This is a genomic window from Janibacter sp. LM, from assembly GCF_039631275.1.
Lineage (GTDB): Bacteria > Actinomycetota > Actinomycetes > Actinomycetales > Dermatophilaceae > Janibacter > Janibacter terrae.
In genome coordinates this window covers 90,356-103,753 of sequence record NZ_JBDIVG010000018.1, presented here as the reverse complement: position 1 = coordinate 103,753, position 13,398 = coordinate 90,356, and the positions used below count along the sequence as shown (strand labels likewise).

The window sequence follows — 13,398 nt, the reverse complement described above, 5'->3', positions numbered from 1 at the left end:
CAGCCGAGGGTCACTTGCCGTCGGCCTTGGCGACGGCCTTGTCGATCATCTTCGGGTAGCGCTCGAGCGTGTACGGCACGGTGAGCGGGTTGATCATCGACGAGGCGGTGACGAAGGCGTTGTCCTCGCCGGCGACGACCGCGCCCTGCTTGATCGCCGGGATCGAGGCGTAGAGCTTGTTGTCCATCGCCTGCTTCTTGGCCTTCGGATCGCTGTAGAAGGTGAAGATCAGGTCGCTGTCGTTCAGCTTGTCGGCGTTCTCGTAGCCGATGACCGCGGAGTCGGTTCCCTCGGTCTCCTCGAGGGTCTTGACGACCGGGTCGGGCTTCAGCCCGAGCTTCTGCACGATCGCGGCGCGCTGCTCCGTCGGCAGGAAGACACCGAGGGTGTCGGGTGTCGTGTAGACGTACGAGAAGGTGTGCTCGGCCCACTCGGGGTGCTTCTTCGCCTCGTCGGCGAGCTGCTGCTCGAGGTCCTCGACGACACCCCGGGCCTGCTCCTCCTCGCCGAGCGCCTCGCCGATGATCTCGATCTGCTCGTCCCAGTCGGTGCTCCACGCCTTGTCCGGGTAGGCGACGGTCGGGGCGATCTCGCTCAGCGAGTCGTACTGCTCCTGGGTGATGCCGGACCAGGGGGCGAGGATGACGTCGGGCTCGAGCTCGACGATCTTTTCCAGGTCCAGCTCCTCGCCGGCCCCGACGAACTCCGGGAGCGTGCCCCCTTCGTCCTTGACGGCGTCGTGGACCCACGGCGTGTAGCCGGACTCGTCGGCGGCCCACGCGTACTCCTCCATGCCCACCGGCACGGTGCCGAGGGCGATCGAGGTCTCGGTGGAGCCCTGGCCGAGGGTGACGACCTTCTTCGGCTTCTCGGTGATCTCGGCGGTGCCGAGGGCGGACTCGATGCTCACGGGGAATGCGGAGTCGTCGGAGCCGGACGTCGCGGCGGCGTCGGTGGCGGGGTCCGAGCCGCAGGCGCTCAGGGCGACGGGTGCGGCGACGAGGAGGGCGACACCGGTGGTGCGCAGGCGGGGCAGGGGCATGGCAGAACCTCAGGTCGATGGATGGTTAGGAGAGGCTAACCTACTCAATCGCGCGAGTGAATGGAGGTGTCAGTCCCGTCCGTCGTGGCGGTGCACCCGGTGCCCGTCCCGGTCGAAGATCATGATGACCTCGGCGGGCCCGTCCAGCGCCCCGAAGGAGTGGGGCGTCATCGTCTCGAACTCCGCCGCCTCGTCGGCTTCGACGACGATGGTGCGATCGCCGAGGAGGAGCTGGACCCGGCCCTCGAGCACGAAGAACCAGTCGTGGCCCGGGTGGACGCGCTGCTCCGGTGCGCGGGCGCTCGCCTCGAGGCGCACCTTCATCGCTGCCGTCGAGCCCGTGGCCTTCGTGAGCATCCAGGTCGTGCGTCCGTCCTCCCGGGTCGGCGTCGGGCGGATGACGACGTCCTCGTCGACGTCCTCGGCGAGCAGGGTCTCGACGTCGGTGCGCAGGGCGCGGGCGAGGGGCAGGAGGACGTCGAGGCTGATCGCTCGCTTGCCGGTCTCGATGCGGCTGATCGTCGAGGGGCTGAGGTGGGAGCGCTCGGCCAGGTCGTCGAGCGAGAGCGACTGGGCCGTGCGCAGGCCGCGGAGCCGGGTGCGGACGGTCTGCTCGATCTCGCTCACGGGTCCTCCTGGTCGGGTGCGCCACGGCGGCCTTGCGAATACTGCAAGGGTGTATGCAGCATACGCCAGACCAGCCTACGGTGGACGTCATGAGCACCCAGGGTCACGCCAGCAGCCACTCCGCCCCCGTCATCGAGAGGCAGGTCGACGTCGCCGTCGTCGGCGGGTCCGCCGCCGGCCTGGCCGCGGCCCTGCAGCTCTCCCGCCAGCGCCGGTCGGTCATCGTCGTCGACTCCGGCGAGCCCCGCAACGCCCCGGCCGACCACATGCACAGCTACCTCGGGCACGAGGGACGCTCCCCGGCCGACTTCCTGCGGATCGCCCGCGAAGAGGTGCGCTCCTACGGCGCCGAGGTGCTCACCGGCCGGGCCACCGCGGTGACCCGCGAGGAGGGCGGCTTCCGCATCGAGCTCTCCGGGGGGCACGTCGTGCACGCCCGCCGGGTGGTCGCCGCGACCGGCCTCACCGACGAGCTGCCGGACGTGACGGGTCTCGCCGAGCACTGGGGCGGCGCGGTCATCCACTGCCCGTTCTGCCACGGGTACGAGTCCCGGGACCGGCGGATCGTCTCGATGGTGACGTCGGCGACGGGTCTGCACCCGCTGCCGCTGCTCCGGCAGCTCACCGCCGACCTCACCGTGCTCGTCCACGACGGCGTGGTCGCCGACGCGCCCGAGCTGCAGCAGCTGCGGGAGGCCGGGGTGCGCGTCGTCGTGGCCCGGGCGGAGCGCGTGATCAGCGACGACTCGGGAGCGCTCATCGGGATCCGCCTCGAGGACGGCACCGTCGTCGACGCCGACACCCTCCACGTCATGACGCGGCTGCACGCCCGCGTCGCCCCCTTCGCCGGGGTGGGCCTCATGGCCTGCGAGCACCCGAGCGGCGTCGCCACGTACGTCGAGGCCGACGGCGTGACGGGTGAGACCGCGGTCCCCGGCGTCTACGCCACCGGCACGCTCGCCGAGCCGATGCTCCAGGTCCTGCCGACAGCCGCGGCGGGCAGCCGCGTGGGCAGCATGGTCGGCTTCGACCTGGCCCGCGAGGACATGGAGGCCGCGGCCCGGCCCCTCGCCCACGCCGCGGACTGGGACGGGCGCTACTCCTCCCGCGACCTGCAGTGGAGCGGCAACCCCAACGGCTCGCTCGTCGCGGAGGCCACGGGCCTCGCTCCCGGCAGCGCGCTCGACGTGGGCGCCGGCGAAGGGGGCGACGCCCTCTGGCTCGCCGAGCAGGGCTGGCGGGTGACGGCGAACGACATCTCGACCCTCGCGCTCGAGCGCGTCGGTGCCGCCGCCCGCGACCGCGGCCTCGACATCGTCCTGGTGCAGGCCGACGTCAACGCTGCTGCCCCCTTCGGCTCCGCGCAGCACGACCTCGTGACAGCCGCCTACGCATCCGTCCCGCGGACGCCCGACGGCCGCGGCGTCGCCCACGTGCTCGACGCCGTCGCGCCGGGCGGCCACCTCGTCGTCGTCGACCACGACACGCACGACATGGACGAGACCGCGACGCACGGCGACGCGGACCGGACCCGGCCCTTCGACCACCACGCCTTCGTCGACACCGATGACCTCGTCGCCGCGATCGCCGAGCGACCCGGATGGGTCGTCGAGGTCCACGAGCGCCGGGAGCGCCCGGCCGGCGCGGTCTCCGCGCACCACGTGCACGACGTCGTGCTGCGTGCACGCCGTGGGGCCTGACGATGGGACAATCTGCGGCATGAGCCCCGCCCCCGACGCCGCCCAGCGGCAGGCCGCCGCCGACCTCGAGCTGCGCAAGCGCATGCGCCAGGTGGAGGAGAGCATCCTCGAGCGTGCGCCCGAGCACGACCTGCAGCCCAGCCTCGACCGCATCCGGGCGGTCATGGACCTGCTCGGCGAGCCGCAGCGCACCTTTCCGGCGATCCACGTCACGGGCACCAACGGCAAGACCTCGACCGCGCGGATCATCGAGTCGGTGCTGCGCGAGTCGGGCCTGAAGACGGGACGGTTCACCTCGCCGCACCTGCAGGACATCCGGGAGCGGATCACCATCGGCGGGGAGCTGATCACGCGCGAGGCCTTCCTCGACGCGTGGGCGGACATCGCCCCCTTCGTCGACGCGGTCGACACCCGCTCGGTCGCCGAGGGTGGACCGCGGATGACCTACTTCGAGGTGCTCGTCGCGCTCGCCTACGCGGCCTTCGCCGACGCGCCGATCGACATCGCCATCATCGAGGTCGGGATGGGCGGGTCGTGGGACGCGACCAACGTGCTCGAGGCCGACGTCGCGGTCATCACCCCCGTCGGGCTCGACCACCAGCACTTCCTCGGTGACTCCATCGAGGACATCGCCTCGGAGAAGGCGGGGATCATCCACCCCGGCGCCATCGCGGTGAGCGCCCCCCAGGAGCCCGAGGTCCTGGACATCCTGCGCGAGCGGGCCGAGGAGGTCGGCGCGCAGCTGAAGGTCGAGGGAGCCGACTTCGGGGTCCTCGAGCGCGAGGTCGCGGTCGGCGGCCAGGTCATCTCCCTGCGCGGCCTCGCCGGGGACCACCCCGACCTGCTGCTCAAGCTCCACGGCGCGCACCAGGCGGGCAACGCGGCGCTCGCCGTCGCGGCCGTCGAGGCCTTCCTCGGCGGGGGAGAGCAGCCGCTCGGGGAGGAGGTCCTCGCCGCCGGGCTGGCCACGGCCACCTCGCCCGGTCGTCTCGAGATCGTGCGCCGCAGCCCCACCGTCATCGTCGACGCGGCCCACAACCCGCACGGCGCGGCGGTCCTCGCCGAGGCGCTCAAGGACTCCTTCACCTTCAGCCACCTCGTCGGCGTCGTCTCGATCTTCAAGGACAAGGACGTCGTCGGGATCCTCGAGGCCCTCGAGCCGGCGCTCGACGAGGTCGTCGTCACCCGCTCGACCTCCCCGCGCGCGATGCGTCCCGACCGCCTGGGCGAGATCGCCGGGGAGGTCTTCGGTGACCACCGCGTCACGGTCGTCGACGAGCTGCCCGACGCGCTCGACCGCGCGGCCGAGCTGGCGGACGAAGGGGGAGTCGCCGGCGGTGTCGTCGCGACCGGGTCCATCGTCACCGTCGGTGAGGTGCGCCTGCTCCTCGGCGTGACCGACGTCGAGGAGCCCGTCGCCCCGCCGGTCGAGGTGCCGGTGGATCTCGACGACGAGTGAGCCGCTTACCCTTGACCACCGTGACTCCCGACCAGCAGCCGCGCCCCCAGGGCAAGTTCATGTGGCGGATGCTCGCCACCGTCGTGGGCGGCCAGGCGCTCGTCATCTTCTTCGGCGCCCTGACGAGCCGGGGCCTCGACCCGGACCAGGACGCGGTGATCGCGGGGCTGACCCCCTTCGTCCTGCTCTGCGGCCTGGCCGTCCTCGCGCTCGTCTCCGCGGGTGTGATGAAGCGGCCCTTCGGGCCGGCCCTGGGATGGGTCGTCCAGGTTCTCTCCATCCTGTCGGGACTCTTCGTGCCGATGATGTTCGTCGTCGGTGCGATGTTCGCGCTCCTGTACGGCTACTGCCAGCGCGTGGGCCGACGCGTCGATCGTGAACAGGCCGCCCGCGCCACGACCCAGCAGGAGAGCTGACCTTGGACCTCATCACCGCCATCATCCTCGGGCTCGTCCAGGGGCTCACCGAGTTCCTCCCGGTGAGCTCCAGCGCCCACGTCTCGATCGTCGGGCAGCTGCTCGGGCAGGAGGACCCGGGCGCGGCGTTCACCGCGATCACCCAGCTGGGCACCGAGGCCGCGGTCGTCATCTACTTCTGGCGCGACATCACGACGATCATCCGCAAGTGGTGCCTCTCGCTCGCCGGCAAGGTCGCCAGGGACGACCCGGACGTGCGCATGGGCTGGCTCGTCATCATCGGCACCATCCCCATCGGCCTCCTCGGCATCCTCTTCCAGGACCAGATCGAGACCTCGCTGCGGAGCCTGTGGATCACCGCGACGATGCTGCTCGTCTTCGCCCTCGTCATCATGGCCGCCGAGCGGCTCGGCACCCAGCGCCGCGAGCTGACCGAGCTGTCGTGGAAGCACGGCATCTTCTACGGCCTCTGGCAGGCCCTGGCCCTCGTGCCGGGGGTCTCCCGCAGCGGCGGCACGATCGCCGGCGGTCTCTTCATGGGCTACACCCGTGAGGCCGCGGCCCGATACAGCTTCCTCCTCGCGATCCCCGCGGTCATCGCCTCGGGCGGCCTGCAGGTCGTCAAGATCGCCGGGGGAGAAGGGACCGGCGAGACCGGCTGGACGCCGATCATCGTGGCCACCCTCATCGCCTTCGTCGTCGGCTACGCCGTCATCGCGTGGTTCATGCGCTACATCACGACCCACACCTTCACCCCCTTCATGGTCTACCGGATCCTCCTGGCGCTCGGCCTCTTCGCCCTGCTGGGTACGGGCACGATCAGCGCGTGACTACGCTGGGGCCCGTGACCGAGACCGTGCAGACCGAACGCTCCCTGATCCTCGTCAAGCCCGACGGCTTCCGCCGTGGCCTCACCGGTGAGGTGATCCGCCGGATCGAGGCGAAGGGGTACACCCTCGTCGCGCTCTCCGTGGTCACCCCGACCCGGGAGCAGCTCGCCGCGCACTACGCCGAGCACGAGGGCAAGCCCTTCTACGAGCCGCTCCTGGACTTCATGTCCTCCGGCCCCGTGGCCGCGGTCGTCATCGAGGGCCAGGAGTGCATCAAGGGCTTCCGTTCGCTCGCCGGCGCGACCAAGCCGACCGAGGCGGCCCCCGGCACGATCCGTGGCGACCTCGGCCGCAAGTGGGCCGGCGCGGTGGACGAGAACATCGTCCACGGCTCCGACTCGCCGGAGTCCGCCGACCGTGAGATCGGCATCTGGTTCCCGAAGCTCTGACGTGGCGGAGGGAGCACGAGGAGGACGCCGAGGGCTCCCACGCCTGGCCCGTGACCTCGCCATCGACCTCGGGACCGCCAACACCCTGATCCACCACCAGGATCGCGGCGTCGTCCTCGACGAGCCGAGCGTCGTCGCGGTGAGTGCCGAGACGGGGGAGCTCGTCGCCGCGGGCACCCGGGCCAAGGAGATGCTCGGGCGCACGCCCGGGGCCGTCCGGGCGGTGCGTCCGATGCGCGCCGGGGTCATCAGCGAGCCCGATGCCACCGAGCAGATGCTGCGGTGGTTCACCGACCGCGTCGGCATGTCCCGCGTCTTCCGCCCGCGCGTCGTCGTGTGCATCCCGAGCGACATCACGGGTGTCGAGCGTCGGGCGGTCGAGGAGGCCGTCCTGCGCGTCGGAGCCCGGCGCGTCTACCTCGTCGAGGAGCCGATGGTCGCCGCCATCGGCGCCGGCCTCCCGGTGACCGACACCCAGGCCTCGATGGTCGTCGACATCGGCGGCGGCTCGACCGACGTCGCCGTCATCGCGCTCGGCGGGATCGTCGCCTCGCGCAGCACCCGCACCGCCGGCGACGCCATCGACGACGCCATCGTCGACCACGTGCGCCGCCACCTCTCGCTGCTGCTCGGGGAGCGGAGCGCCGAGCACATCAAGGTCGAGGTCGGCTCCGCGTTCCCGCTCGCCACCGAGGTGTCCACGCGCGTGCGCGGCCGCGACCTCGTCACGGGCCTGCCCAAGACCGTCGACGTCGGCTCGGCCGAGATCCGGCGGGCCATCGCCGGGCCCGTCGGTGAGGTCGTCGGCCTGGTCCGTGACGTCCTCGACCGCTGCCCGCCCGAGCTCGCCGGCGACGTGCTCCAGCGCGGCATCACCCTCACCGGCGGTGGCGCGCTGCTGCGCGGGCTCGACGCGCGGCTGCGCCACGAGCTCGGCGTCCCCGTCACCGTCGCCGACGCGCCGCTGCGCGCCGTGGTGCGCGGCGCCGGCCGGTGCGTCGACGACTTCGCCGCACTGCAACCCGTCCTCGTCGACGGCCACCGGTTCTGATGCGTCGCCGCGTCCTGCCCGTGCTGCTCGCGCTCACGCTGCTCGTGCTGCTGGCGGACCTCGCCGGTGCGCCGCTCGGCCCCCTGCGCGGGGCCGGCGACGCGGTCCTGGGCCCCGTCGAGCGCCTCGTCGCGCCCGGTGACGACGAGGCCGACCGGCTCGAGCGGGACAACATCCGCCTCGCCGAGGAGATCCGGACCCTGCGCGAGCAGGCCCGTGCGGGACGGGCTCTCGACGAGCTCGACGCGGGCGAGCTGCGCACGGTCAGCGCGCGCGTGGTCGCGCTCGACCGCGCCGGGGCGTCCGGCCCGGAGCGGGTGACGATCGACGTCGGCCGTCGCGACGGCGTGCGCGTCGACAGCGCGGTCATCGCCCCGGACGGCCTCGTGGGCCGGGTCGTCTCCGTCGCCGACTGGAGCGCCGACGTCGCCGTCGTCGGAGCGCCCGATGCGGGCGTCGGGGTCCGCACCGGGCCGCGAGGAGTCATCGGCACCCTGTCGGGGTCGGACCCCACGACGACGCACGCCGCGGACGAGCTCGTCATCACCCAGCTCACCCGCGCCCGGACGACGAAGGGGGACGACGTCACGACGCTCGGCAGCCCCGGGCAACGGCCGTACCCGCCCGGGATCCACGTCGGCACGGTGACGCGCGTCGAGCACGCCGCGGGCGCCCTCACCGACACCGCCGTCGTCGATCCCGCGGTCGACCTCGCGACCGTCGACGTCGTCGCGGTCGTCGTCGGTCCCGGCCGCACGAGCCGGCGCACCCCGTGAGCGGCCTGCGCTGGCCGGTGCGCCTGCTCGCCCTCGCCCTCGCCCTCGTCGCCGTGCTCGCGCTCGGCGCCCGAGGGGTGCTCGCCCCGCCCGACCTCGTCCTGCTCGTCGTCGTCGGCGTAGCCCTCGCCGCGGGCTCGCCCTCCGGGGCGCTCATCGGGCTCGTCGGCGGTTGGCTCGTCGACCTCGCCCCGCCCGTCGGTGCGCCGCTCGGTCTCTCGGGCCTGGCCTACGCGGCGGCCGGGTGGGTCGCCGGCACGGCCCGACGGCGCTCCGGCCACCCGTGGTGGTGGCCGGTGCCGGTCGTCGTGCTCGCTGTGGTCGTCACCCGGGCGGCGCCCGTGCTCATCGATCTCGCCAGCGCGCGGCCGGTGGCATGGGGAGCGCTCGGCTGGCAGGTGCTCGCCACGGCGACCCTCGGTCTCGTCGTCGTCGGCCTCGTCGAGCGCCTCGAGGCCACCCTCGTGACGAGGGGACTGGCATGAGGCCTCGCGCGCCCCGCATGCAGGCCCGCATGCTCGCCTCGCTCGCCGTCCTCGCGCTCATGGCCGGGGTGCTCCTCGGGCGTCTCGGTCAGCTGCAGCTCACGGACCACCCGGCCGCGGACCCCGGGGTGCAGGGCCCGGGCACGACCCGCGTGGCGCTGCCCGCCCTGCGCGGCCGGATCCTGGACCGCGACGGCCGACCGCTCGTCGACAACGCGGTGCGCACCGACCTGACGATCGACCGCGCCTCGCTCGCCGATGCCCCGGACGGCGGGCGCGCGACGGTCCGCCGACTCAGCGAGGCGCTGGACCTCCCCTTCGCGCGGCTGTGGGGGAGGACCACCCTCTGCGGTGCACCCGGGGCGGCCGACCCGCCGGCCTGCTGGCCCGGCTCCGCCCTGGTCCCGGTGCCGGTCGCCGTCGACGTCGACCCGGCCGATGCCGCGGCGATCACCGAGCGTCCCGAGCTCTACCCGGGCGTGGCCGTCACCCGGCAGCCGGTCCGCGGCTACCCACGGGCGAAGGGGGGCGGCGCCCCGCAGACCACCGGGTACCTCGCGCGACCCGATGCCGCGACCGTCGAGGCCTCGGGGGGCGCGATCTCGGCCGACGACCTCGTCGGCGCCTCCGGCCTGGAGCGGCAGTACGACGAGCTGCTGCGCGGGCGCCCCGGGTACCGCGACGTGCGCGTCGACGCCCGCGGGGTCGCCGTCGAGGAGGTGGGCCGGAGCGAGCCCGTCCCCGGGTCGGACCTGGTGACCACGCTCGACCTGCCGATCCAGCGCCGCACGGAGTCCGCTCTCGCCCAGGGGATCCGGGACGCGAGGGCGCGCGGCAACGCCGCCGACAGCGCGGCCGCGGTCGTCCTCGACCTGCGCGACGGCGGGGTCGTCGCCTCCGCGAGCGTGCCGACCTACGACCCCTCGGTCTGGTCGCGCGGCGTGACCCAGGAGCAGTACGAGCGGCTCACCGAGGGTGACGGCAGCCCGCTCATCGACCGCGTGGCGGGGGTGGCGCAGCCCCCGGCCTCGACCTTCAAGGCGGTCACCCTGCCCGGCGCCGTCGCGGCGGGTACCGACCTCGACGACGAGGTCAACTGCTCCGCCTCGCACCGGATCGGGGACCGGACCTTCAACAACTTCGAGTCGCGGGCCTACGGGTGGATCACCTGGCGCGAGGCGATCAAGGTCTCCTGCGACACGGTCTTCTACCGCGTCGCCGAGGACGTGTGGCGCGAGCAGGGCGGCCTGTCCGCCGACGACGACGGTGACCCCCTCATCGACACCGCGCGCGACCTCGGGCTCGGCGAGCCGACCGGGATCGACCTGCCCGCCGAGTCCGCGGGCCGCATCCCGGACCGCGCCTGGAAGCAGGAGTGGTGGGACACGACCAAGGACGCCTCCTGCCGCGAGGCCGAGCGCGGCCACCCGGAGATCGCCGACCCCACCCGCCGCGCCTACCTCACCGCGATCGCCCGGGAGAACTGCGACAACGGCTACCAGTTCCGTCCCGGCGACGAGGCCAACCTGTCGATCGGGCAGGGCGACGTCACGGCGACCCTGCTCCAGATGGCCCGCGTCTACGGCACCATCGCCGCTGACGGGCGCGAGCCGGCGCCGCACCTCGCCCGCGCGGGCATCGCCCCCGACGGGACCAGGACCGCGATCGACGCACCGACCGCCCGCCAGGTCGACCTGCCGGGGGAGTCGGGCGCGCTGCTGCGGGTCGCGCTCGGTGACGTCGTCTCGGAGCCCGGCGGCACCGCCCGCTCGGCCTTCGAGGGCTTCCCGTTGCGCCGCTGGCCGGTTGCCGGCAAGACCGGCACCGCCGAGGTCTACGGCAAGGAGGACACGGCGTGGTTCGTCTCCTACGCGCCGACGACCAGGCCGCGCTACGTCGTCGCGGTCGTCGTGTCGCAGGGCGGCACCGGTGGTGCGTCCGCTGCGCCGATCGCGAGGGAGATCCACGAGACGCTCGCGGGCGTCCGGGACTGATCAGCAGCAGCGGGTGCCCGGGTGGCGCTCCTGCTCCTCGTAGTGCGCCCGCCAGAACTCCGCTCGCGTCGGCACGGGAGCGCCCGGGTGGACCCGCTGCAGGTGCTCGACGTACCGCTCGTAGCGGTCGGCGCCGGTCACCCCCGACACGAAGCGGCCGATCCGCCGCAGCACGTCGAAGGGGGAGCCCGTCACCGCGTTCATCGGTGGCCGCGCCTGGCCGCGGGGGAGGGCTCGAGGCCCGCCTCTCGCCACTCGGCGAGGACGGCCTTCTCCTCCGGGGTCGCCATCGGGCCGGACGGCGCGAAGATCCGGGAGGGGACCCCCTTCGTCTCGCTCGTCGGCAGGCCACCGGCGCGGGCCGCGCGGACCATCACGGCCACCGCGGCGACGACGACGATGACGACGAGCACCGCGAAGATGATCGACAGCGCGCCCTGGACGCCGGAGTTGAAGATGATCTTGTCCATGTCCGCGGCGCTCTTGGCCCCGGTGAGCAGCTCACCCTTGTCCCGGGCCTCGACGAAGGCGTCGCGCTGGGCGAAGTAGCCGATCTTGGGGTTGCTGCTGAAGATCTTCAGCGCGGAGGCCCACAGCGTGATGACCAGGTCCCACACGAGGGCGACTCCCGGGATCCAGGCCCAGCGCAGGTTGCCCTGCTTGACGATGATCGTCGTCACCACCGCCAGCGCGATCGCCGCGAGCAGCTGGTTGGCGATGCCGAAGAGCGGGAAGAGCGTGTAGATCCCGCCGAGCGGGTCGAGGATGCCCATGACGAGGATCGAGCCCCAACCGGCCACGACGAGGAAGCTGCACAGCCACGCGCCCGGCCGCCACGACGGGTCCTTGAAGCGGCCCAGGCCGGGCAGGTTGCCGAGCGCGTCGGAGAACATGAAGCGCGCCACGCGGGTGCCGGCGTCGACCGTCGTGAGGATGAAGAGCGCCTCGAACATCACCGCGAAGTGGTACCAGAAGCTCTTGAGCGAGTCGCCGCCGAAGACGCTCATGACCTCGCTCATGCCGAAGGCCAGCGTCGGGGCCCCACCGGTGCGGGAGATGATCGTCTCCTCGCCGACGCTGTCCGCGGCCTGCTGCAGCGTCGCCGCGTCGACCGGCGGGACCGGGCCGCCGCCGGGGGTGAGGAGCGGCAGGCCGTTGACGTAGTCGGCGGCGCTGCCCGGCTCGCCGCCGGTGAGGGCCGCCGGGGCGTTCATCGCGAAGTAGATGTGCTGGTCGATGCTCACGGCCGCGACCATCGCCATGACGGCGACGAAGGACTCGGTGAGCATCGAGCCGTAGCCGATGAAGCGGGCCTGGCTCTCCTTCTCGATGAGCTTCGGCGTCGTGCCCGAGGCGATCAGCGCGTGGAACCCGGACAGCGCTCCGCAGGCGATGGTGATGAAGAGGAAGGGGAAGAGCGAGCCGGCGAAGGCCGGCCCCGTCCCGGTCGAGGCGAACTCGGTGACCGCCGGCATCCTGACCTCGGGGCGTGCCACGAGGATGCCGATGGCCAGCAGCGCGATGGTGCCGACCTTCATGTACGTCGACAGGTAGTCGCGCGGGGCGAGGAGCAGCCAGACCGGCAGCACCGAGGCAGCGAAGCCGTAGGCGATGAGCAGCCAGGCCAGCGTGATCGGCTCGAGGGTGAAGGTGCCCGAGAGCGTCGGGTGGTCCGACACCCAGCCGCCACCGATGATCGCGACGACGAGCAGGACGACGCCGATGAGCGAGACCTCGCCGACGGCACCGGGCCGCAGGAAGCGCAGGTAGAGCCCCATGAAGAGGGCGATCGGGATCGTCATCGCGATGGAGAAGACGCCCCAGGGGGAGTTGGCGAGCGCGCCGATGACGACGATGCCGAGGACCGCGATGAGGATGAGCATGATGGCGAGCACGCCGACGATCGCGGCCGTGCCACCCACCCGGCCGAGCTCGTCCCGGGCCATCTGGCCGAGGCTGCGACCGCCACGGCGGATCGACAGGTGCAGGACCATGTAGTCCTGCACCGCGCCGGCGAAGACGACACCGAAGACGATCCACAGCGTGCCGGGCAGGTACCCCATCTGCACCGCGAGGACAGGACCGACGAGCGGACCGGCGCCGGCGATCGCGGCGAAGTGGTGCCCGAAGAGCACCCGCCGGTCGGTTGGCATGAAGTCCTTGCCGTTCTCGAACTCCTCTGCGGGGGTGGCGCGCTCGTCACGCGGCTTGAGGACCTTGTACTCGACGAGGCGGGCGTAGAAGCGGTACCCGATGATGTACGTGCACACCGCCGCGAAGACGAACCAGACCGCGGTGACGTGCTCGCCGCGGACCACCGCGATCATCGCCCAGCCGATCGCCCCGAGCAGGCCGATGAGGGCGAAGACGAGTTTCTCCCTTCCCGTCACGAGGTGCGGTGCGCGCACCGCGACAGGAGGGCGGTCGCTGTCGGTACGGACCCGCTCGACGCCGTCCCTCTCCTCGACGAGGGGACTCGACCCGGCCTGCTGGCTCATGGTCACTCCTGCTGCTCACGGCGGTGTGATGCGGACTCGTGTCTGAACGTAGTCGACCTGTGGCTAGGCTG

At 72.7% G+C, this 13,398-nt stretch carries 13 protein-coding genes; 9 read left to right on the top strand and 4 right to left on the bottom strand.

All coding sequences use genetic code 11. The annotated features are described in order from the left end of the window. Positions 1-10: 10 nt before the first annotated feature. Entirely contained in the window at positions 11-1,042 is a 1,032-nt protein-coding gene (locus tag ABC138_RS11095; RefSeq protein ID WP_345913710.1) for an iron-siderophore ABC transporter substrate-binding protein, read from the bottom strand. Positions 1,043-1,111: 69 nt separating this feature from the next. Then, entirely contained in the window at positions 1,112-1,669 is a 558-nt protein-coding gene (locus ABC138_RS11090) for an XRE family transcriptional regulator (RefSeq protein ID WP_345913709.1), read from the bottom strand. An 89-nt stretch (positions 1,670-1,758) separates the two neighbouring features. Between ABC138_RS11090 and ABC138_RS11085 the strand changes: the two genes are divergently transcribed. From ABC138_RS11085 to ABC138_RS11045, 9 genes are read left to right on the top strand one after another with little or no spacing between them, the layout of a single operon-like run. Beyond that, positions 1,759-3,369 (top strand): bifunctional NAD(P)/FAD-dependent oxidoreductase/class I SAM-dependent methyltransferase, encoded by a 1,611-nt coding sequence (locus ABC138_RS11085; RefSeq protein ID WP_345913708.1) that lies wholly within the window; start codon positions 1,759-1,761, stop codon positions 3,367-3,369. Between the two features lie 19 nt (positions 3,370-3,388). Beyond that, a complete protein-coding gene (locus tag ABC138_RS11080; protein ID WP_068322786.1) occupies positions 3,389-4,828 on the top strand; it encodes a folylpolyglutamate synthase/dihydrofolate synthase family protein in 1,440 nt (479 codons plus the stop codon). A gap of 20 nt (positions 4,829-4,848) precedes the next feature. Then, the gene (locus tag ABC138_RS11075) at positions 4,849-5,244 is read left to right on the top strand and encodes a DUF4233 domain-containing protein (protein WP_169701822.1); all 396 of its coding nucleotides are present in this window, start codon (positions 4,849-4,851) and stop codon (positions 5,242-5,244) included. Between the two features lie 2 nt (positions 5,245-5,246). Continuing rightward, positions 5,247-6,074 (top strand): undecaprenyl-diphosphate phosphatase, encoded by an 828-nt coding sequence (locus ABC138_RS11070; RefSeq protein WP_068322791.1) that lies wholly within the window; start codon positions 5,247-5,249, stop codon positions 6,072-6,074. Positions 6,075-6,088: 14 nt separating this feature from the next. Beyond that, positions 6,089-6,523 (top strand): nucleoside-diphosphate kinase, encoded by a 435-nt coding sequence (gene ndk, locus ABC138_RS11065; RefSeq protein ID WP_255218238.1) that lies wholly within the window; start codon positions 6,089-6,091, stop codon positions 6,521-6,523. A gap of 1 nt (position 6,524) precedes the next feature. Further along, entirely contained in the window at positions 6,525-7,574 is a 1,050-nt protein-coding gene (locus ABC138_RS11060; RefSeq protein ID WP_303621104.1) for a rod shape-determining protein, read from the top strand. Beyond that, positions 7,574-8,350, top strand: coding sequence for a rod shape-determining protein MreC (mreC, locus tag ABC138_RS11055; RefSeq protein ID WP_068322794.1), 777 nt, complete (start codon positions 7,574-7,576; stop codon positions 8,348-8,350). The genes ABC138_RS11060 and mreC overlap by 1 nt, the downstream gene beginning before the upstream one ends. Then, positions 8,347-8,835 (top strand): rod shape-determining protein MreD, encoded by a 489-nt coding sequence (mreD, locus tag ABC138_RS11050; RefSeq protein WP_169701823.1) that lies wholly within the window; start codon positions 8,347-8,349, stop codon positions 8,833-8,835. The genes mreC and mreD overlap by 4 nt, the downstream gene beginning before the upstream one ends. Next, on the top strand, positions 8,832-10,829 hold the full coding sequence (locus tag ABC138_RS11045; protein WP_338537869.1) for a penicillin-binding transpeptidase domain-containing protein: 1,998 nt from the start codon (positions 8,832-8,834) through the stop codon (positions 10,827-10,829). The genes mreD and ABC138_RS11045 overlap by 4 nt, the downstream gene beginning before the upstream one ends. Here ABC138_RS11045 and ABC138_RS11040 read toward each other — a convergent pair whose 3' ends face one another. Both ABC138_RS11040 and ABC138_RS11035 read right to left on the bottom strand, forming a co-directional pair. Further along, positions 10,830-11,033, bottom strand: a complete 204-nt coding sequence (locus ABC138_RS11040) for a YbdD/YjiX family protein (protein ID WP_068322804.1) — start codon at positions 11,031-11,033, stop codon at positions 10,830-10,832. After that, complete coding sequence (locus ABC138_RS11035; RefSeq protein WP_345913703.1) at positions 11,030-13,327, bottom strand: carbon starvation CstA family protein; 2,298 nt, start codon at positions 13,325-13,327, stop codon at positions 11,030-11,032. Before ABC138_RS11035 ends, ABC138_RS11040 begins: the two co-directional genes overlap by 4 nt. Positions 13,328-13,398: the final 71 nt, after the last annotated feature.

Bases quoted from the DNA above. Each gene is read 5' to 3' on its own strand.
- ABC138_RS11095 (WP_345913710.1), bottom strand. From the start codon at position 1,042: ATGCCCCTGCCCCGCCTGCGCACCACCGGTGTCGCCCTCCTCGTCGCC.
- ABC138_RS11085 (WP_345913708.1), top strand. From the start codon at position 1,759: ATGAGCACCCAGGGTCACGCCAGCAGCCACTCCGCCCCCGTCATCGAG.
- ABC138_RS11080 (WP_068322786.1), top strand. From the start codon at position 3,389: ATGAGCCCCGCCCCCGACGCCGCCCAGCGGCAGGCCGCCGCCGACCTC.
- mreC (WP_068322794.1), top strand. From the start codon at position 7,574: ATGCGTCGCCGCGTCCTGCCCGTGCTGCTCGCGCTCACGCTGCTCGTG.
- ABC138_RS11045 (WP_338537869.1), top strand. From the start codon at position 8,832: ATGAGGCCTCGCGCGCCCCGCATGCAGGCCCGCATGCTCGCCTCGCTC.
- ABC138_RS11040 (WP_068322804.1), bottom strand. From the start codon at position 11,033: ATGAACGCGGTGACGGGCTCCCCCTTCGACGTGCTGCGGCGGATCGGC.
- ABC138_RS11035 (WP_345913703.1), bottom strand. From the start codon at position 13,327: ATGAGCCAGCAGGCCGGGTCGAGTCCCCTCGTCGAGGAGAGGGACGGC.